The organism is Gordonia sp. NPDC003425 (assembly GCF_053588635.1).
Map to the genome: position 1 here is coordinate 50,556 of NZ_JBSFQI010000004.1, position 19,516 is coordinate 70,071.

Below are 19,516 nucleotides of genomic sequence, written 5' to 3' on the forward strand. Positions count from 1 at the left end.
CAGGCGTACGCTCAAGTCGTGACGACGACACCTACGCCCGACGCCGACGAGGTCGCCGCGCTGACCCGACTCGGCCTCGTCGAACTCGCCTCCGCCACGCGCGGGGTGGGAAAGATGCACCGATCGATCTCGCGGGCCGTCTTCGGTGTCATGCACCGCGTGTTGGGGCGTCGGGCGCTGTCGGTGCGCGACGTGCACGATGCGGTCGCCGAGGCCACCTATACGTCGATCTGCGGTGTGCTCGAGGTGAGCGCGGTGGCCGCCGATCGTCTTCCCGACCCGTCACGGCCGGTGTCGCACTCCCCGCGCGGAGCCGGTGTCATCGCCGTGCTCGACGGCTTGATCGGCGACGCCCTGGCCGACGAGGGTTCGCCGCTGGCACCGGCGCTCTCGGTCCGCGTCGCCGGCGCCCCGGTGCCGCATGACCCGGACCGACTGGACGAGGCGTTTCCGCACGCCACGGGCCACCTGGTGGTGTTCCTGCACGGGCTGATGGAGTCCGAATTCGCGTGGCGAAGCGATCAGCGGCCGACGTACGGGTCCCGACTCGAGGCCGACATCGCGGCCACCGAGGTACAGATCCGCTACAACTCCGGCCGACACATCAGCGCCAACGGCGCCGATCTGAGCGCCACCCTCGAGGCACTCGTCGAACTGTGGCCCGTACCGGTGACCCGGATATCGCTGGTCGGGCACTCGATGGGTGGGCTGGTGATCCGCAGCGCCTGCCACCATGCGACCGAAAGCGAGGCCTACTGGCGCCACCTCGTCACCGAGACCGTGAGTCTGGGCACCCCGCACCTCGGTGCGCCCCTGGCCAAGGGCGTCCATGCGGCCACCACGGCGTTGCGTGCCACGCCGGTCACCGAGCCGTTGGGCAATCTGCTGGGGCGGCGCAGCGCCGGCGTGCGGGATCTGTTCCACGGCAGCCTCACCGACGACGACTGGCGCGACCGGGACCCCGATGCGTGGATACAGCCGGGCGTGGCCGACCCTCCGCTGCTGCCGACCGCACGGCACCTGTTCGTGACCGCCTCGGTGACGCGTAACCCCAACCACCCGCTCGGTCGTCTGATCGGCGACGGCCTGGTGCTCACACCGAGCGGCCGCGGATACAACAAGTCGCGCACCGTCGGTTTCCGGCTGGACCACGGCATGCACATCGGCGGCGCGAACCACTTCACCCTGTTGAACAACGACGACATCTACGACTGGCTCGTGGGACATCTGCGTCCGCGTCCGGCATTGACGACGGGCAAGCCCGAGGTCGGGGCGCTCGCGCCGTAGCCCGGACACGCGGCCGGTCGACCTGACAAGATCGTTTGTCATGGGGACAACTGCGTCGCTGGTCCGGATTGCGATGGCCTACCTCCTCGCCATCGGTGTCGCGCTGGTGTGGCTCATCTGGGGTCCCGGTACCGGCGAGCTCTGGGCCGACACCCTCGTCGCCGACGTGCTGGGCACGCTGGTGATCTTCGGATTCTCGCGCGCACACCACAATTCGAGCTTCTACGACGCCTACTGGAGTGTGGTGCCGCCGCTGCTGATGATCTATTGGTGGTGGTCCGGGGACTTCCGCGACGCTGGTACAGGGGCGTGGATCAGGTACGTGCTCGTTGCGACGGTCGTCATCGTGTGGGCGATCCGTCTCACCGTGAACTGGCTGCGGTCGTTTCCGGGACTCCATCACGAGGACTGGCGGTATCCGTTGCTGCGGGAGCGGGCGGGCCGTGCCGAGTTCTGGGCGGATCTCGTCGGCATCCACCTCTTTCCCACGTTGCAGGTCTTTCTCGCGATGATGCCGGTCTACGTCGCGGTGACCCGATCCGACGACGGCATCGGATGGCTGGCGTGGGTGGCCTTCGTCATCGGCATGGCCGCCATCGTGACCGAATCTGTTGCCGACCGGCAATTGCGTGCCTTCCGCGCGTCCGCGCGTCCGGGCGAGGCCATCACGGCGGGGCTGTGGGGATGGTCGCGACACCCGAACTACTTCGGCGAGTTCGGATTCTGGGTGTCACTCGCGATCTTCGGGGTGTCGGCGGCCCCGGGTGACGCGTGGTGGATGTTCGCCGGCGCACTGCTCATGCTCGCCATGTTCTTGGGCGCCAGCATCCCCATGATGGAGGAACGCAGCCTCGAGCGACGACCCGAGTACCGTCATGTGATCGACCAGGTGTCCAAGTTCGTCCCGCTACCTCCGCGGGTGCGCGCGTGACCGGTCGGCGAGTGGTGATCGCCGGACTCGGTGACTCCGGCCTGCTCACCGCCATTCACCTCGCCCGTCATGCCCAGGTCGTGGGCGTGAGCCTCACACCCGCAATGGTGAGCGGGCAGGAACTCGGACTGCGGCTCAGTGATCCCGACACCTGGGCGCAGCACTACCGCGTCGACTTCTCCCGGTACCGCGGCCTGGACCGCGTCGAGACGCTGCACGCCGAGGTGGTGGGCCTGGATCCCGGGGCGCACACCCTCACGGTGCGACGCCCCGGCAGCACCCGGGCCGGCGCGTCGATCGACACTCTGCCCTTCGATGTTCTGCTCATCGCCACCGGCGTCCGCAACGGTTTCTGGCGGCACCCGGAGCTGCGGTCGACGGAGGAGGTGGACGAGGCCCTGCGTGATGCGCACATACGCGTTGCGAACGCCCGGTCGATAGCCGTCATCGGGGGAGGCGCCGCGGCGGTGAGCGCGGCCGCGCAACTCGCCGCGCGATGGCCCGACACACGCGTCGACCTCTATCACCCCGGCACCGAGCCCCTGCCGCGGCACCATCAGCGGGTTCGCCGCGCCGTGGTGCGCCGACTGGGTGCACTCGGCGTGGTGGTGCATCCCGGGCACCGGGCGGTGCCGCCCGCTCCCACCTGCGCCCCGGCCATCACCGACGCCCCCATCGAGTGGCGCACCGGGCAACCACCGGTAACGGCGGCGGCGGTCATCTGGGCGATCGGCGCGGGCAGGCCCAACACCGAATGGTTACCGCCGGAGATGCTGACCGACGACGGATTCGTCCGGGTGGGTGCGGATCTCGCGGTTCCGGGCCACCCCGGCATCTTCGCGGTGGGTGACGTCGCCGATACCGACCCGCTGCGCGGATCGGCCCGCAATCGCGCCGACCGACTGGCGGCCCACAATATCCGGACCCACCTCGACGGCGGGACGCCGCGCCGCTACCGTGCGCGCAATGTTCGCTGGGGCTCGGTGTTCGGACCACTCCCCGACGGCCTCGACGTGTTCACGCCGCAGGGTGCGCGTTTCCGTTTCCCGGCGTGGACCGTCGAGGCGATCCTCTACCGGTGGATCGTCGCGCGCGGCATCTACCGCGGGATTCGGCCCGAGGTGTCGCGCACGTCGGCGATCACATCGGATCGAGCGTGATCCGTACGGCGACGCGCCCCTCGCCGTCGCGTTCGGCCACCGCGTGTCCGGTGTGGCTGCCCCCGTCGAGTGTCAGTGACAACGGTGCTCCATCGCCGGTGAAGTTCTTCCACCAGGTCTTGCGGTCGGGCATCGCCACCCCGACGACCACCTCGTCCCCACGGCGCGAATACCCGACCGGCAGTTCGACGGTCTTGCCCGAGCGGCGGCCCGTGTAGGTCAGCACGGTCATGCTGCGCCCGACGATCGGAGCGAGGAACGGGGCGCGAACCATGGGGCGCACCGCCGTGTTGAGCACCGCGGCCGACTTCTGCAGTATGTTCACATCTCCATGATGGCGGCAGGAGGGCGCACTGGACACCATCGACTGTGTCATCGTCGGCGCAGGAGTGATCGGACTCGCGATCGCCCGCGAACTGGCGACCGCCGGACGCGAGGTGCTGGTGCTCGAGGCCGCAGACTCCGTGGGAACCGGCACGAGCTCGCGCAATTCGGAGGTGATCCACGCCGGCATCTACTACCCGCCGGGATCCCTCAAGGCCCGGATGTGCGTGCGCGGGCGGGACATGCTGTACCGCTACTGTTCCGATCGCGGCGTCGACCATCGTCGGGTCGGCAAGCTCATCGTGGCCACATCCGACGATCAGCGGCCCACCCTGGCGACCCTGGCCGATCGTGCCCGGGCCAATGGTGTCGACGACCTGCGGGAGGTCACCGGAACCGAATTGGCCCGCACCGAACCCGCCCTCAAGGCGACGTCGGCGCTGTACTCCCCGTCGACGGGGATCGTCGACTCGCATGCCCTGATGCATGCGTTGGGTTCCGACGCCACCGCGGCAGGCGCCGACATCGCGTTACGCAGTGCGGTCATCGGCGGCAGGGTCGGTAGCGGCCCGACGCCGCATGTGCTCCGGGTCGCGAATGTGGGAGAGCTCGGATGTCGGGTACTGGTGAACGCCGCAGGACTCGGTGCGTGGGACGTGGCGCGCTCGCTGGCCGGTTTCCCCGAGCAACAGATACCGCAGCAACGCCTGGTCAAGGGCAGCTACTTCTCCCTCGGGGCCCATCGGGCGCCGTTCTCGCACCTGGTGTATCCGGTGCCCGAGCCCGGCGGCCTGGGGATACATCTCACGCTCGACCTCGCCGGCGCCGCCCGTTTCGGACCCGACGTCGAGTACGTCGACCACATCGATTACGCGGTCGATCCTGCGCGGGCAGGCATATTCGCCGAGTCGGTGCGCCGGTACTGGCCCGGACTGCCCGACGACGCTCTGGTCCCCGACTACGCCGGGATACGTCCCGCGATCTCCGGGCCGGGACCCTCGGCCGACTTCCGCCTCGCCGGACCCGCCGACCTCGGCATCGCCGGCCTGGTGTCCCTCTTCGGTATCGAATCGCCCGGCCTGACATCGTGTCTGGCCATCGCTGCTGCCGTGCGCGAGATGCTCGACGCCTGAGCAGCACCGGCCCAGTGCGTAGACTCGTGCCATGGCCATCGTCAACCGGGGATTCGTCGGTCGGCGTGACCGCGACGCCGACCGACTACCACCGGGCCAGTACACCACCCTTGACTTTCCGGTGCTCTCCGCCGAACCGACGCCGGTGATCACGCCTGCCACATGGTCGCTGACGCTGCAATCGTCGGCTCACCGCGCCCACACTCTCGACTGGGCGGCTTTCCGGGCGTTGCCGCACACCGACATCACCACCGACATCCACTGCGTCACCCGCTGGTCGAAGTTCGGAACACGCTGGCGTGGAGTGTCATTCGACGCCATCCTGGAGATTCTTCCGTGGCCTGCCGACCATTTCGTGATGGCCCACTGCTACGGCGGTTACACCACCAATCTGCCTCTCGCCGACCTCCGGGACGGCCAGGCGTGGCTCGCCGACACCTACGACGGCGAGCCGCTGGCCCCCGAACACGGCGGTCCGGTACGGCTGCTGGTGCCGCATCTGTACTTCTGGAAGAGCGCGAAATGGGTTCGCCGACTTCGGTTCATGCCGCACGACACCGCCGGTTTCTGGGAGAGTCGTGGCTACCACATGTACGGCGACCCCTGGCGCGAGCAGCGCTACTCCTGACCGTGCACTGGCAACTGACCACCGTGATCTCCTCGGTGCACCAGACACCGAGCGCCCGTTCGCTGCGGCTCGCGCTCTCGGAGCCGATGACGGCGCTACCTGGACAGCATGTCGACATCCGGCTGACCGCCGCCGACGGGTACTCCACAGCTCGCACCTACTCGTTGTCGGACGTGCGTGAGCAATCGGTGGTGGAGGTGACGATCGAACGACTCGAGGACGGGGAGGTGTCGCCCTACCTCGTCGACGAGGTACGCGACGGCGACCCATTGGAGATCACCGGTCCGAACGGGGGCTGGTTCACCTGGGATCACCGCGATGGCCGTCCGGTGCAGCTCATCGCGGGGGGCTCGGGCATCGCGCCCCTCATGTCGATGATCCGCGACCGCGAAATCCTGTCCCCTGCAACACCGTTTCGGCTCCTGTACTCCGTCCGGAGTCCCGAACGGAGATACTTCCGGGACGAGTTGGACCTGCTGACCACACATCGGCGTCTGCCCGTGGATCTGATCTACACCCGTACCGCCGCATCCGACGAGTCCCGCCCACCCGGCCGGATCACGGAGGAGGAGGTCGCAGCGCGGACGTTGCCCGCCGATGTCTCCCCCACCGTGTTCATCTGCGGTCCGACGCTCTTCGTCGAGCAGTGTGCGTCGTGGATGGTGCGCGCCGGCCACGATCCGGGACGGATCCGGACCGAGCGGTTCGGCTGAGCCAGCTCATCTGTGGACGACGGTAAGGCCACCCGTCACCGCCGCCGTCGTCGCCTGCCGGGATCGGGGCGGTCGGCAGCGGGGCGAGCCAGATCCGGACTGCTCGTGATATGCCATGCGCCGCAGACACACTCGTAGGACCGCAGCCGGGGCGCGGTTGCCCGGAGCGCGCGGATGCGGGCCGCCGCAGCGTCCGCGGCGGACACGGTGTCGAAGGCGTCCTTGTCCGGGGTGGGGCATACGCCGGGGGTCGGTTTCGTGGGACGCGAACGCGGCGTCGCCCGGAGGCTGGTTCGGTGTTCGATGCGGCGATAGAACTCGTCGAGATCGTCGTCGGAGAACGCTGCCATGGTCGGTGCCCCGGCATCGGCCCGGCCGGGCGATGCGCCGGAGTTCGCTCAGCGGGCCATCCAGAGCCTGCGCCGGATGACCTCGTGCATCCGGGCGAGCTGCGTGCGAGTCAGCGTCGACGGCGGCGCGGTGTCGATGAGGCGTTTGATCTCGGTGAAAAAGTCACGATCGGAAAGGCCGAAGCGTTCGGTGATGGCCCGTGAGGAGCCGCCGCCGAGGGCGTACCAATTCGTCTCGAAGTCAAGCATCTGCTTCTGCTTGGTGTCCATGCGGAACTCAATTCACCAGAACGTGCGGGGGGAAGCGATACGAGTGGAGGTGCCCACCATTTGCTCGTCGCCGTATGAGTCCTTTGTACACGGGGATTCCGACTTGTTCGGGCTTATTACGCAGCGTTCGCCAAAACGAAACCCGCAAGCGTGGTCAGTAGATGATCGCCCGGAACCCGGCGTGTCGCGATCACTCGTCCGCGCTCGACCGACGCCCCGGAACCCTACACTCGGACCCATGGCAGACCATCCCGTCGCGAATCCGGGCAAACCGGATCATTCGCCCACCGAGGTCCCCTCCGCGAGCGGTTCGGCCGCCGACAGCGCCACCGCAGCACCCCCGCCGCGACCGCGTCACGCAGCTTCGGTGATCGCGTCCGGGGATGGAGCCGCACCACAGCGATCGTGCTGGTCTCGCTGGTGGCCGCAGTGGTCGTCTATTTCATCCTCGCGGCGTTCCTCCCCCGCTGGTGGGCCGGCGTCATCGGTCGCAATGTCGACGGCTCCTTCGGCCGCGGTATCGGTACCGGCCTCTCCCTCGGCTTCGTGTGCACCTTCGTGCCGCTGTTGCTCATCGGTTTCGCCGTGCTGCTGCGCGGCCGGTGGAAGAACGTGCCGACCGTCCTGCTCGCCCTCCTCGGGGTCGCGGCGGCGATCCCCAATCTGCTGACCCTGAGTGTGGTGCTCGGCGGCGGCAGCGCCGCCCATGCCGGTCAGCGGATCTTCGACGTGCAGGCACCCGGGTTCCGCGCGTCCACGCTGTGGGGAGCCATCATCGCGGTGGTGGTGTTCGCCGCGGTGGCCTACTTCATCTGGGCGTTCCGGCGTCGCGGGCAGAAGCTACGCGAGTCCTAGCCGTAGGACCCGACCACCTACGCCGATGGTGCGTGTCGGTCAGCCGGCGCGAGCGTGCTCGCGGCGGTTGGCCCGGACGCTGCTGAACAACGCGGCGCCGATGAACACGACGCCGATGAGCCCGGTCACCACGTCGTTGATGTGGTAGCGCACGCTGATCAGCAGGATCGTGGCCAGCGCGCCGATCGCCCAGTGCGCGCCGTGTTCGAGGTAGCGGTATTGGGCCAACGAGCCGGTACGCACCAGGAAGATGGTGATCGACCGGACGAACAGTGCACCGATGAAGCCAAGGCCGAGCGCGATGATGATCGGGTCGGCGGTGATCGCGAAGGCGCCGATCACACCGTCGAAGGAGAACGACGCGTCGAGGACCTCCAAGTAGAGAAACAGGAAGAACCCCGCCTTGCCGGTCGCCTTGGTGATCTCGGTGGGGCCGGAGCCGGTCTCGTCGTCGGTGTGGAACAGCGCACTGAGTCCGTCCACGAGTAGGTAGGTGATCAGGCCCAGGAGGCCGGAGATCAGTACCGTCGCCCGTATCGCGTCGGAGGCCAGAAACTCGCCGACGAGCACGAGTGTGATCGCGGCGAGTACCACGGGCAGCTGATTGAGCCTGCCGATCCTGATGAGCGGCCGTTCCAGCCACGACAACCAGGTGATCTCGCGGTCGCTGAACACGAAGTTGAGGAACAACATCAACAGGAACATGCCGCCGAACGACGCGATCTGCGGGTGCGCCTCGGTGAGAATGGTCTCGTAGCTCGGACTGCCGTCGGAGAAATAGGCGGCGTCGCCCGGCGGCGGATTCATCGCCAGCCGAAATGCCTCGACCGGGTCGAGGCCGGCCGTGATCCAGACGATGAGCAGCGGGAACAGCAGACGCATCCCGAACACCGCGATCACCACGCCGACGGTGAGGAACATGCGCTGCCAGAACGCGCTCATCCGTTCGAGGACCGTGGCGTTGATGACCGCGTTGTCGAACGACAGCGAGACCTCCAGAACGCCGAGGATGGCGCACAGCACCAGGGCCTCCCAGCCGCCATAGAAGTAGGCGACGACCAGCGCCAGGACCGTCACCAGAGTGGACAGTCCGAAGGTGCGGATGATCACCGGAGCCGTTCGGCTTCTCGCGCGAGGGTGAGCACCTCGTCGGCCAGCACGGTGAGCGTGTCGTGGGAGGCCCGCTCGACCACCGCGGTGGCCAGATCCTCGGTCGCACACCGCAGTGCGAATAGTCGGTCGCCGAGGCCGTCGACCTCTGCCCGGGTGAGGATGAGGGCGTCGGCGGGGATGGCGGTGCCCTCGGTGAGCGCTCGCTGTTCGTAGGCGCGCTGGCGGCACGACCGCTTGCAGTACTTGCGTCGCCGTCCCATCTCGGAGTCGACCATGCTCTGCCCGCACCACGCACAGTTGTACGGTTTGCGCGCCGCAGAGGTGGGTCGAATGGGGGTCACCACCCGACCGTACCCGGAGATGTCCGAGACACCCGGTTCAGGCGCGTAGAATAGATGTGTTCAAAGTCAAGGGAGAGGACACCGGCATGGCAGATCGGGTACTTCGTGGTAGCCGCCTCGGTGCGGTGAGTTATGAGACCGACCGTGATCACGATCTCGCGCCACGTCGCATCGTGCAGTACCGCACCGACAACGGCGAGATCTTTGACGTGCCCTTCGCCGACGACGCCGAGGTGCCGTCGAAGTGGCCGTGCAAGAACGGCATGGAGGGCACTCTGCTCGAGGGGGCCGAGCCCGAGGAGAAGAAGGGCAAGCCCCCCCGCACCCACTGGGACATGTTGCTGGAGCGGCGCAGCGAGGAAGAACTCGACGTGCTGTTGAATGAGCGTCTCGACCTGCTCAAACAACGCCGCAGGGGGATCAGTAGCTGACCCGCTGCGCGATCACGACGCAACGACATCACAGAACCGGGGTGGAGCCGATGGCTCCACCCCGGTTTTCTGTCGCCCAGGTGACGTGTTGTCGACGTTCAGGACCGTTTGATGCCGAGTTGGGTCAGACGGTTGTCGATTCCCCAGCGGGCCACCATGAAGAACGCCTCTCCCATCACGCCGCCACTCATCTTGGAAGTACCGATCTCGCGTTCGGTGAACGTGATCGGCACCTCACGGACATCGAAACCGGCGCGGATGGTCCGCCAGGCGAGATCGATCTGGAAGCAGTATCCGGCCGACTCCACCGTCTCCAGTCCGATGCTCTCCAACACCTTGCGACGGTAGGCCCGGTAGCCCGCGGTGATGTCCTTGACCTTGGAGCCCAGGGCCAGGCGCGCGTAGGTGTTGGCTCCGCGGGAGAGCACTTCGCGGTGTCGGGGCCAGTTCACCAGCTTGCCGCCGGGCACGTACCGCGAGCCGATCGCCAGGTCGGCGCCCGCATTGACCGCGTCGAGCAGCCGGTAGAGCTGCTCGGGCGCGTGGCTGCCGTCGGCATCCATCTCGATGATCACCTCGTACTCACGTTTGAGGCCCCACGCGAATCCCGCCAGATATGCCTTGCCCAGGCCGTCCTTCTCGAGCCGGTGCAGCACGTGGATGCGATGCGCGTCGTCGGCTTCGGCGAGTTCATCGGCCACCTCGCCGGTGCCGTCGGGACTCGAATCGTCGACAACCAGCACATGGATGCCACTCAGTGCCTTCTGCAGGCGAGCGATGATGAGCGGAAGATTATCGCGTTCATTGAACGTCGGGATGACGACGAGGGCGCCGTTTCCGTCCGCCGCCACGAGCGGATCGGGAACCGCCGCCCCCGCCGATGCATCATTGTCCGCTGTCACCGATGTCCTCCGACTTCTCGCCTGTCCGCTTTCGCGGGTCCGGCGTGCGTCGCGAACCCCCGAAAGGCTTGAAGGTGAACCTATAACGCCGCGCCACCAGCACCAAAAGCGCCGCGATCGTCGCGAGGACGGCAAGCACCTGCGGCCACGGTCCCAGGGTCGTGGCCAGCGTTTTCGACGAATGCAACGGTAACCGGTGACTGAGGATCGCCGGGGTGAAGATCCCCGACTCGGCCGAGATCGAACCGTCGGGTTCGATGATCGCACTGACCCCGCTGGTGGCTGCGACGACAACCGCTCGCCCGTGTTCGACCGCCCGGAACTGCGACATCGCCAGTTGCTGATAGGTCATGTCGGTGCGGCCGAAGGTGGCGTTGTTGGTGGGGACGTAGAGCAGTTGCGCACCCTGGTCGACGGCGGTGCGGGCCGAACGATCGAAGGCCACCTCCCAGCAGGTGGACACCCCCACCTGCACCTTTCCGGAGCGGCCGGGCACCTCGAGCACCGACGACCCCGCTCCCGGACGGAAGTTGCCGGCCATGTCGGCATACGACGAGAACATGCGGAAGAAGGGTCGCCACGGTAGATACTCGCCGAACGGCTGGACGATGTGCTTGTCGTACCGCGCGACCGGTCCCCGCTCGCCGTCCCACACCAGCACCGTGTTGGTGGGCCGGCCGTCGGCGTTCATCAGCAGGGTGCCCACCAGGATCGGGGCGTTGATCGCCTCGGACGCGTCGGTGATCTCCTGAGCGGCGTCGGGGTTTGTCAGCGGCGAGATGTCCGACGCGTTCTCCGGCCATGCGACGAAATCGGGCTGTTCGACTCGTCCCGAACGCACCTTGGCAGCCAGTGCCAGCGTCTCTCGGACATGGTTGTCGAGAACGGCCCTGCGCTGGGCGTTGAAGTCCAGTCCCAGGCGCGGCACGTTGCCCTGGATCGCGGCTACCTGCACCGAGGCCGACGACACGTTGCGGTCCACGGTGTCGGGGGTCAGCGCGATCGCCGCGATCGGCCCGACGAGCGCCAACACCACCGCGAGAGCGGCCACCCGGGCGGGGGTCCGGTATCCGTGGGCGACGCGTCGGAGGAGAAGGAGGACCAGCCAGGCCAACGACGCACCGAAGAGGGCCACCGCAGCCGACACCCCCGGGGCGCCGAGTACTGAGGCGAGCGGCAACAACGGTCCGTCGACCTGACTGAACGCCGTGCGGCCCCAGGGGAATCCGCCGAAGGGAAACGACGACCGCAGGGCCTCGATCGTCACCCACGACAGCGCGAACCAGACGGGCGGGAACGGCAGACGCATGGTGGTCACCGCCACCACACCGAACAGCGCCAGATAGCCGGCCATCACCAAGGACAGCGCGATCCACGGCAGCGGGCCGACGTACACGCCGATCCACGGCAGCAACGGGATGAAGAATCCGGCGCCGAAGACGAAACCCAGCCACGCGCCGGTACGGACACGCACGGCGCCCGCACCGAGCACCGCGAACAACACACCGAGTGACACGACCGCCATGAACCACCAGTTGCGCGGCGGAAATGCCGACCACATCGCCAATCCGCCGAGTAGTGCGGCGACAGTACGCACCGACCACACGGTCCATCGACCGTGGGCGGATGTGTCGCCGCGCTCGGCGGGTCCGGGCAGATCCGGCTCGTGCACACGGGTGCCGCCGCCGACCCGCTGCGCAGCAGTATCGGAGTCGCCCGTCACCAGCCCGCCCCGCGATACAGCTCCCGGCCGCGATGCACCGTCCGCACACAGCGGGGCAGGTCGGCTCCCGGGGAGACATCGGGCAGCGCGGGTACGCGGGACCGCGGGTCCAACGACCAGCGCTGCACGTCGGCGTGCGACCCGGCGACGACGAGTTCGTCGACCTCCCACACCGCATAGCTGGCGGGGGCCCCCGGAACCAGCGTGCCGGTGACGCCGTCGTTGACCGCCCCGGCCCGCCACCCGCCGCGGGTGCAGGCGGCGAACGCGGCACGAGCCGAGATCGCGCTGCGCGGCTGGTGGTGGTGGACAGCGGCACGCACCACGGCCCAGGGATCGATGGGAGTCACGGGTGAATCCGAGGAGAACGCCAAGGCCACACCGGCCTTCGCCATGGTCGCGAAATCGTTGAGGGAGGCGCCCCGCTCAGCGCCCAGCCGCTGCGCGTACAGGTCCCCCGGGCCTCCCCACACGGCGTCGAAACCCGGCTGCATGCACGCGATCACACCGCACCGACCCAGAACCTGCGCGTGTGCGGCTGACACCATCTCGGCGTGCTCGAGGCGGTGCGCGCGTGCGGCGACGGCCGGGGTGCCCAACTCCGCGGCCAGTGCGTCCAATGCCGCGGCCACAGCTTCGGTTGCCGCGTCACCGATCACGTGGAAACCGGCCTGCACACCGGCCACGGTGCAGGCGTGGAGATGGCGGTGGATGTCGTCGTATCCCAGGAAAGAGATGCCCCCGACATCGGGTTCGTCGGTGTAGGGCCGCGTGAGCCACGCGGTGTGCGAACCAATCGCGCCATCGATGAACAGATCGCCGCCGAGCGCATCGGCCCCGGTGATGGCCATCAGTTCGTGTGCGTGTTCGGCGTTTTCGACCGCCTGCCCCCAATAGCGTCGCACCTGCACCGGATGGTCGAGGTCGGCGAGCGCGAGAAAGTCGTCGAGGCCGCTGATCTCGGGGCCACCGTTCTCGTGGACGGCCACCACGCCGGCGGCCGCAGCCGCATCGAGGGCGCACCGTTGCGCCCGGGTGCGCATCGCCGGGGTGACCAGTTGCCACGCCATGGTGCGCACCAGGTGGTGGGCGTCGGCGATCAGTGGGCCGTCCGGGTCGAACCCGGCAGCCGATTCCAGGTCGGGGACGAGGCGGCGCAGGGCGGTGGAGGCGAGCGCCGAATGCTCGTCGACCCGCGCGAGGTAGACCGGCCTGTTGCCGACCACCGCGTCGATGTCGGCGGTGCTCGGGTGTGTGCGGTCGGCGGGATCGGTTGCCGCCCATGTCGAATCGTCCCAGCCGAGTCCCCAGATCAGGTCACCGTCGGCGGCGTCGGCGGTGGCGGCCGCCAGCCGCCCTAAGCAATCGCGGCGATCGGTGGCGTCGTTGAGTGTCAGGCCGAGCAGCGCGAGTCCGGTGGAGGTGACATGCACATGCGAGTCGACGAACCCGGGTGCGACGAAGCGACCGTCGAGGTCGGTGACCGTCGCGTCGGGATGCAGGGTTCGCCCGACGTCGTCGGCGCCGACCCAGGTGACGACGCCGTCGGTCACCGCCATCGCGGTGGCGTCGGGCGCGGAAGGTGAGTAAACGGCACCGCGCAGGAGCAGTTCGGTTGCCACGAGTGTTCAGTCTGCCCTGTCGGGCTGGTCAGGGATTCAGTGCCCCCGCGGCAGTTGCGGGGTGGCCGATCCCCGGGCGTCACCAGGATCGGTGAAGCTCGTCGCGACGGTGTCGCCGTCGATCGCGGTTCCGTCGATCACGGTGCGGTCGCGGTAGAGACCGGTGGCGTAGAGGCCGGCACGGTCCATCGATTTCATCATCGTGCGGGTGCCCATGGCGACGACGAGCGGGCGGACGGCCGTGCGGACCCCGGGGATGAGCAGCAGAGTGCCCAACACCGTGGAGACCAGGCCGGGGACGATGAGCAGAACCGACGATGCGCCGACCACCGCGGTGTCGACGAGAGGGCCGCGCGCGTCCACCTCGTTACGTGAGGCCTTGCGCAATTCGGCGAAGACCTTACGGCCCTGCCACCGCAGCATGAGGAAGCCGAAGAAGGTGGCCAGAATCGTGATGAGGACGGCCCAGGCGATGCCGAGCGTCATGACCAGCGCGACGAAGACGGCGATCTCGAGCACCAGGTAGACGAGTGCGTAGGGGAATCGCATGGTCGTTGTTGCCTTTCTCCGATCCGGCGTGGCCGCCCGGTTGCGACGGCCGTTTCGTCCGGATCCGTTCATTCTTCCCTGTGTAACGAACGACGGCGCGATTTTGCTCCACTCGCTCCCGGACGACGCGCGTCGTCAGCCGGTGCGGTCCTCGATCTCACCTTCTGCCTGCACGTACACCGCGCGCAACTGGTCGAGCATCTCCGCGGGCGGTTGCTCCCACATGTCGCGCTCGACCGCCTCGAGAAGCCGTTCGGCGATGCCGTGCAGGGCCCAGGGGTTCGACTGGTTCATGAACTCCTGGTTGCGTTCGTCGAGCACGTACGACTCGGTGAGCTTCTCGTACATCCAGTCGGCCACCACTCCGGTGGTGGCGTCGTAGCCGAACAGGTAGTCGACGGTGGCGGCCATCTCGAACGCCCCCTTGTATCCGTGCCGCTGCATGGCGGTGATCCAGCGTGGGTTGATCACCCGGGCACGAAACACCCGGCTCGTCTCCTCCGACAGGGTGCGCGTGCGCACCGCATCGGGGCGGGTGGAGTCGCCGATGTAGGCCTCCGGCGAACGTCCGGTGAGCGCTCGCACCGTGGCCACCATGCCGCCGTGGTACTGGAAGTAGTCGTCGGAGTCGGCGATGTCGTGTTCACGGGTGTCGGTGTTCTTGGCGGCCACCGCGATCCGTGTGTAGGCCGAGCGCATGTCGTCTACCGCGGCGACACCGTCGAGTTCCCGGCCGTACGCGTAGCCGCCCCACTCGGTGTAGACGCGGGCGAGGTCGTCATCGGTGCGCCAGTCCCGCGAATCGATCAGCTGCAACAGACCCGCGCCGTAAGTGCCGGGTTTGGATCCGAAGATGCGCGTGGTGGCGCGGCGGGCGTCGCCGTGTTCGGCCAGTGCCGCGGCGGTGTGCGCGGCGACGTGATTTTGTGCGGCGGGTTCGTCGGCGCCGGCGGCCAGACGCACCGCGTCGTCGAGCATCGTGACCACGTGGGGAAAGGCATCCCGGAAGAAGCCGGAGATCCGGACCGTGACGTCGATGCGCGGACGGCCGAGTTCGGTGAGGTCGATCAGTTCGAGGTCGCGCACCCGCCGCGAGGCCTCGTCCCACACGGGCATCACGCCGAGCAGCGCGAGCACCTCGGCGATGTCGTCACCCGAGGTGCGCATGGCGCTGGTCCCCCACACCGACAAACCCACCGACGCGGGATACTCCCCGTGATCACGCAGATAACGTTCGAGGAGGCTGTCGGCCATGGCCCGCCCGGTCTCCCAGGCCAGCCGCGAGGGCACCGCCTTGGGGTCGACGGAGTAGAAGTTGCGGCCGGTGGGCAGCACGTTGATCAGGCCGCGCAACGGCGAGCCACTCGGTCCGGCCGGGATGAACCCGCCGTCGAGGGCGTGCAGGACCTGCGGGATCTCCTGCCGGGTCTGCCGCAGACGCGGAACCACCTCGGTGGCCGCGAACTCGAGCACGTCGCGCACCGCGGGCGGATGACCGGCGGCGGCGTCGGCCACCGCGTTCTGGCCCCACTCCCCCTTCGCGCAGGCGGCGACCAGTTCGCGGGCGGTGTGTTCGACGGCGTCGACCTCGGTGCGCGGGGTCTCGGTGTTCTCGACGAGTCCGAGTGCTTCGCGCAGGCCAGGCAGCGCCGCGGTGCCGCCCCACAACTGCCGGGCCCGCAGCATCGCCAGCACCAGGTCGACCTCGGCGTCGTCGACGGGCGGTTCACCGAGGACGTGGAGTCCGTCGCGGATCTGCACGTCCTTGATCTCGCAGAGCCAGCCGTCCACGTGCAGCAGCATGTCGTCGAACACGTCTTCGTCGGGCCGCTCGGCGAGCCCGAGGTCGTGATCCATCTTGGCGGCGGTGAGCAGTGTCCAGATCTGCTGCCGAATGGCGGGCAGCTTCGCCGGATCGAGGGTGGAGATGTTCGCGTGCTCGTCGAGCAGCTGCTCGAGGCGGGCGATGTCGCCGTAGCTGTCCGCGCGGGCCATCGGCGGGATGAGGTGATCGACGAGCACGGCGTGCGCGCGACGTTTCGCCTGGGTCCCCTCCCCCGGGTCGTTCACGAGGAACGGGTAGATCAGCGGTAGATCGCCCAGTGCCGCGTCGGTCCCGCAGTCGGCCGACATGCCCAGGGTCTTTCCGGGCAGCCACTCCAGGTTGCCGTGCTTGCCGACGTGCACCACGGCGTCGGCCCCGAAGCCGGGGATGTCGGGCTCGTCTCCGGTGCGGCCGGCCAGCCACCGATAGGAGGCCAGATAGTGGTGCGACGGCGGCAGATCGGGGTCGTGGTAGATCGCCACCGGGTTCTCGCCGAAGCCGCGCGGCGGCTGCACCATGATCGCGATGTTGCCGAATGTCAGTGCCGCCACCACGATTTCGCCGTCGTCGCGGCCGGATCGGTCGACGAAGAGCTCGCCGGGGGCTGGACCCCAGTGCTCCTCGACGGCGGTCCGTAGGCCGTCGGGGAGGGTGGCGAACCATCGGCGATAGTCCTCGGCGCCCACCCGGATCGGGTTGGCGGCCAGCGTTTCCTCGGTCAGCCAGTCCGGATCCTGACCGCCGGCATCGACGATGGCATGGATCAGCGCGTCCGAATCATCCTCGGCGAGGCCGGGAATGGCGCCGGTGCCGGAGTCGGGGCCGATGTCGTAGCCCGCGGCACGCATCGCCTGCAACAGCCGCAGCAGGCTGCGCGGCGTGTCGAGACCCACCGCGTTGCCGATGCGGGCGTGCTTGGTGGGATAGGCCGACAGCAGGATGGCCACCCGCCGTCGTGCCGTGGGGATGCGCCGTAGGCGGGCGTGCGCGATCGCGATGCCGGCGACGCGTGCGCATCGCTCGGTGTCGGGCTGATACCAGGGCAGCCCGTTGTCGTCGAACTCCTTGAACGAGAACGGAACCGTGATGATGCGGCCGTCGAACTCGGGTACCGCCACCTGGGTGGCGACGTCGAGGGGGGACAGCCCGTCGTCACCGTCGGCCCACTCGGCACGCGGGCCGGTGAGGCACAGTCCCTGCAGGATCGGGATGTCGAGTGCGGCGAGACGTTCGATGTTCCAGGCGTCGTCGTCGCCGCCGGCCGACGCGGTTGCGGGGGTGGCGCCGCCGGCCGCGAGTACGGTCACCACCAGCGCGTCGGCGGTGCCGAGCAGGTCGAGAAGATCGTCGGGCGCTGTGCGCAGCGACGCGCAGAAGATCGGCAGCGCCCGCGCCCCCCGCGCTTCGACGGCCGCGGAGAGTGCGTCGACGTAGCGGGTGTTGCCGGCGAGGTGTTGCGCCCGGTAGTAGAGCACGCCGATGACCGGCGCGTCGTCGGGAAGGTCGGCGGCATCCCGTTCGAGGACGCCCCATTCGGCCGTCTGCGCGGGCGGTTCGAAACCCAGACCGGTGAGCAGCACCGTATCGGACAAGAAGTTGTGCAGGTTCACCAGATTCGGGACGCCGCCGAAGGCGAGATAGTTGTGCGCGTCGGCGGCCACCCCGGCCGGCACCGTCGAGAGAGCCATCAGATCCGGGTCGGGCTGCTGTTCACCGGAGAGGACCACCACCGGTGTGCCGACCGAGCGCACCGCGTCGAGCCCTTCCTCCCAGGCCCGCCGGCCGCCGAGGATGCGGACGATGGTGAGATCCGCGGCGGCGACCATGGCCGGTACGTCGTCGAGAAGCAGCCGCGACGGGTTGGCCACCCGGTAGGGCGCATCGCACGCGTCCGCGGTGATCAGGTCGGTATCCGACGTCGACAACAGCAGAATCATCGGCACTCCTCACCGGGATGTCGCGCCCGGACGGTGATATCGCGGAACTCGGGGATACGAGGTGACGGGTCTGGCTCCGCGAGACAGCGATGAACGGTCCCGCGTCACAGTGGCGCGACCGCGCCGGAATCGCACCGGCTTCCGCACACCTCGTGTGCGCTCAGCCTAGTGCAGCGACCACCCCCACCAGAACCCGCCGTAGGCTGAAACGGTGAGTGCCCCCGACGCCCGCTCCGTCCGCGACCGATGCCCGGGCGTGTTCAGCCCACATCCCGCGGCCGATGGCGCGGTGGCACGGATTCGCCTGGTCGGGGGAGCAATCGGGTCCGAGCAGTTGCACACCCTGGCCGACGTGGCCGCGTCCTTCGGCGACGGTCACCTCGAATTGACCGCGCGGGGCAATCTCCAGATCCGCGGGATTTCCGACGTCGAGGGTGCGGGCGCGGCGATCGCCGCGACCGGGCTGGTGCCCAGTTCGAGCCATGAGAAGGCGCGCAACATCGAGGTGAGCCCACTGACCGGGCGGATCGGCGGACACGTCGACGTCCGGCCGCTGGCCACCGACCTCGACGAACGGCTGCGCGCCGACTCCGCACTCGCGGGTTTGTCCGGCCGGTTCCTGTTCGGTCTCGACGACGGACGCGGCGACATCGTCGGCGGCCGTCCCGACGTCGCGGCCGCAGCCCGACGGATCGGCACCGGCGAGGTGCGCTTCGACGTGATCGTCGACGGCGAACCGGTGGGATCGGTGCCGGCTATCGACTCGGTGGCCCCAGCCCTGCTCGACGTCGCACACGACCTCACCGACATCGACTCCTCCGCGTGGCGCGTCGCCGACCTCGCCGAGCAGCCCCGGCGCGTCCTGCTCGACCGTGTTCGCGGTCGTCTCGATCCCGTCGTCGGACAGGTGCCCGATGGGCCGCAGTCCGACGGGGTGGTGCCTGAGGGCCGGTCATCCGACAGCCCCATCGTCGGCTGGTTCGACCAGGACGACGGCCGCGTGCTCCTCGGTGCCGTGGTGGCGCACGGCAGGCTCCCGGCGCGGCTCGGTGAGTTCCTGGCGGCCATCGGGGCGCCCATCATCATCACCCCGCACCGCGAGATCCTCATCGGTGACCTCGGCGAGGGCGTCGCCGACACCGTGGTGCGGGTGCTGGCCCCGATGGGCCTCATCTTCGACGCCGCATCACCGTGGGCCCGGATCACCTGCTGTGTGGGCGCGCCGGGGTGTGCGCGATCGCTCGCGCCGGTCCGCGCCGACGTCACCGCCAGGGTGGAGTCGGGTGAGCCGGTGACCGCGCGCGAGCACTGGGTGGGATGCGACCGCGGATGCGGGTCGCCGAAACGGCCGCACATCCGCGTGGAGGCGTCACCCGGTGGATACCGCCGGGCTCCGGCACCGTGAGCGGTGTCTAGGGTGAG

19 protein-coding genes are annotated in these 19,516 nt (G+C 68.7%); 9 read left to right on the forward strand and 10 right to left on the reverse strand.

Annotation, left to right across the window (positions count from 1 at the left end):
• The first annotated feature begins 18 nt into the window (after positions 1 to 18).
• From ACWDTD_RS06560 to ACWDTD_RS06570, 3 genes are read left to right on the forward strand one after another with little or no spacing between them, the layout of a single operon-like run.
• Complete coding sequence (locus ACWDTD_RS06560; RefSeq protein ID WP_449746281.1) at positions 19 to 1,287, forward strand: esterase/lipase family protein; 1,269 nt, start codon at positions 19 to 21, stop codon at positions 1,285 to 1,287.
• A 40-nt stretch (positions 1,288 to 1,327) separates the two neighbouring features.
• Complete coding sequence (locus tag ACWDTD_RS06565; protein ID WP_449746282.1) at positions 1,328 to 2,218, forward strand: DUF1295 domain-containing protein; 891 nt, start codon at positions 1,328 to 1,330, stop codon at positions 2,216 to 2,218.
• On the forward strand, positions 2,215 to 3,378 hold the full coding sequence (locus ACWDTD_RS06570) for an FAD-dependent oxidoreductase (protein ID WP_449746283.1): 1,164 nt from the start codon (positions 2,215 to 2,217) through the stop codon (positions 3,376 to 3,378). Before ACWDTD_RS06565 ends, ACWDTD_RS06570 begins: the two co-directional genes overlap by 4 nt.
• Here the strand turns inward: ACWDTD_RS06570 and ACWDTD_RS06575 are convergent.
• Entirely contained in the window at positions 3,359 to 3,703 is a 345-nt protein-coding gene (locus ACWDTD_RS06575) for a nitroreductase/quinone reductase family protein (RefSeq protein WP_449746284.1), read from the reverse strand. The genes ACWDTD_RS06570 and ACWDTD_RS06575 overlap by 20 nt on opposite strands.
• A 28-nt stretch (positions 3,704 to 3,731) precedes the next feature.
• Here ACWDTD_RS06575 and ACWDTD_RS06580 point away from each other — a divergent pair, with 28 nt between their 5' ends.
• Genes ACWDTD_RS06580 through ACWDTD_RS06590 form a run of 3 tightly spaced genes read left to right on the forward strand, consistent with a single transcriptional unit; the run spans position 3,732 to position 6,176 of the window.
• Complete coding sequence (locus ACWDTD_RS06580; protein ID WP_449746503.1) at positions 3,732 to 4,835, forward strand: NAD(P)/FAD-dependent oxidoreductase; 1,104 nt, start codon at positions 3,732 to 3,734, stop codon at positions 4,833 to 4,835.
• 31 nt (positions 4,836 to 4,866) lie between these two features.
• Positions 4,867 to 5,463 carry a sulfite oxidase-like oxidoreductase gene (locus ACWDTD_RS06585; RefSeq protein WP_449746285.1) on the forward strand — a complete coding sequence of 199 codons (597 nt, stop codon included), beginning with the start codon at positions 4,867 to 4,869 and terminating at the stop codon, positions 5,461 to 5,463.
• Between the two features lie 2 nt (positions 5,464 to 5,465).
• Positions 5,466 to 6,176: a ferredoxin reductase gene (locus ACWDTD_RS06590; protein ID WP_449746286.1), complete on the forward strand. Its 711-nt coding sequence runs from the start codon at positions 5,466 to 5,468 to the stop codon at positions 6,174 to 6,176.
• Between the two features lie 35 nt (positions 6,177 to 6,211).
• Here ACWDTD_RS06590 and ACWDTD_RS06595 read toward each other — a convergent pair whose 3' ends face one another.
• Both ACWDTD_RS06595 and ACWDTD_RS06600 read right to left on the reverse strand, forming a co-directional pair.
• Positions 6,212 to 6,526: a hypothetical protein gene (locus tag ACWDTD_RS06595; RefSeq protein WP_449746287.1), complete on the reverse strand. Its 315-nt coding sequence runs from the start codon at positions 6,524 to 6,526 to the stop codon at positions 6,212 to 6,214.
• Positions 6,527 to 6,574: 48 nt separating this feature from the next.
• Positions 6,575 to 6,796 carry a DUF3263 domain-containing protein gene (locus ACWDTD_RS06600; RefSeq protein WP_449746288.1) on the reverse strand — a complete coding sequence of 74 codons (222 nt, stop codon included), beginning with the start codon at positions 6,794 to 6,796 and terminating at the stop codon, positions 6,575 to 6,577.
• Between the two features lie 405 nt (positions 6,797 to 7,201).
• Here ACWDTD_RS06600 and ACWDTD_RS06605 point away from each other — a divergent pair, with 405 nt between their 5' ends.
• A complete protein-coding gene (locus ACWDTD_RS06605) occupies positions 7,202 to 7,651 on the forward strand; it encodes a hypothetical protein (RefSeq protein WP_449746289.1) in 450 nt (149 codons plus the stop codon).
• A gap of 39 nt (positions 7,652 to 7,690) precedes the next feature.
• Here ACWDTD_RS06605 and ACWDTD_RS06610 read toward each other — a convergent pair whose 3' ends face one another.
• Both ACWDTD_RS06610 and ACWDTD_RS06615 read right to left on the reverse strand, forming a co-directional pair.
• Entirely contained in the window at positions 7,691 to 8,761 is a 1,071-nt protein-coding gene (locus ACWDTD_RS06610) for a DUF475 domain-containing protein (protein ID WP_449746290.1), read from the reverse strand.
• A complete protein-coding gene (locus tag ACWDTD_RS06615; protein ID WP_449746504.1) occupies positions 8,758 to 9,039 on the reverse strand; it encodes a hypothetical protein in 282 nt (93 codons plus the stop codon). The genes ACWDTD_RS06610 and ACWDTD_RS06615 overlap by 4 nt, the downstream gene beginning before the upstream one ends.
• Before the next feature lie 152 nt (positions 9,040 to 9,191).
• Here ACWDTD_RS06615 and ACWDTD_RS06620 point away from each other — a divergent pair, with 152 nt between their 5' ends.
• Positions 9,192 to 9,536, forward strand: a complete 345-nt coding sequence (locus ACWDTD_RS06620) for an RNA polymerase-binding protein RbpA (RefSeq protein WP_449746291.1) — start codon at positions 9,192 to 9,194, stop codon at positions 9,534 to 9,536.
• Positions 9,537 to 9,634: 98 nt separating this feature from the next.
• Here the strand turns inward: ACWDTD_RS06620 and ACWDTD_RS06625 are convergent, their stop codons facing one another.
• The 5 genes from ACWDTD_RS06625 to cobN all read right to left on the reverse strand — a co-directional run bounded on the left by ACWDTD_RS06625 (position 9,635) and on the right by cobN (position 18,094).
• Positions 9,635 to 10,438 (reverse strand): polyprenol monophosphomannose synthase, encoded by an 804-nt coding sequence (locus ACWDTD_RS06625; RefSeq protein WP_449746292.1) that lies wholly within the window; start codon positions 10,436 to 10,438, stop codon positions 9,635 to 9,637.
• Positions 10,422 to 11,999 (reverse strand): apolipoprotein N-acyltransferase, encoded by a 1,578-nt coding sequence (lnt, locus tag ACWDTD_RS06630; RefSeq protein ID WP_449746505.1) that lies wholly within the window; start codon positions 11,997 to 11,999, stop codon positions 10,422 to 10,424. The genes ACWDTD_RS06625 and lnt overlap by 17 nt, the downstream gene beginning before the upstream one ends.
• Before the next feature lie 158 nt (positions 12,000 to 12,157).
• A complete protein-coding gene (locus ACWDTD_RS06635; RefSeq protein ID WP_449746293.1) occupies positions 12,158 to 13,783 on the reverse strand; it encodes an amidohydrolase in 1,626 nt (541 codons plus the stop codon).
• Positions 13,784 to 13,819: 36 nt separating this feature from the next.
• Complete coding sequence (locus ACWDTD_RS06640; protein ID WP_449746294.1) at positions 13,820 to 14,332, reverse strand: FxsA family protein; 513 nt, start codon at positions 14,330 to 14,332, stop codon at positions 13,820 to 13,822.
• A 135-nt stretch (positions 14,333 to 14,467) separates the two neighbouring features.
• Positions 14,468 to 18,094 (reverse strand): cobaltochelatase subunit CobN, encoded by a 3,627-nt coding sequence (gene cobN, locus ACWDTD_RS06645; RefSeq protein WP_449746295.1) that lies wholly within the window; start codon positions 18,092 to 18,094, stop codon positions 14,468 to 14,470.
• A gap of 211 nt (positions 18,095 to 18,305) precedes the next feature.
• Here cobN and cobG point away from each other — a divergent pair, with 211 nt between their 5' ends.
• The gene (gene cobG / locus ACWDTD_RS06650; protein ID WP_449746296.1) at positions 18,306 to 19,499 is read left to right on the forward strand and encodes a precorrin-3B synthase; all 1,194 of its coding nucleotides are present in this window, start codon (positions 18,306 to 18,308) and stop codon (positions 19,497 to 19,499) included.
• Positions 19,500 to 19,516: the final 17 nt, after the last annotated feature.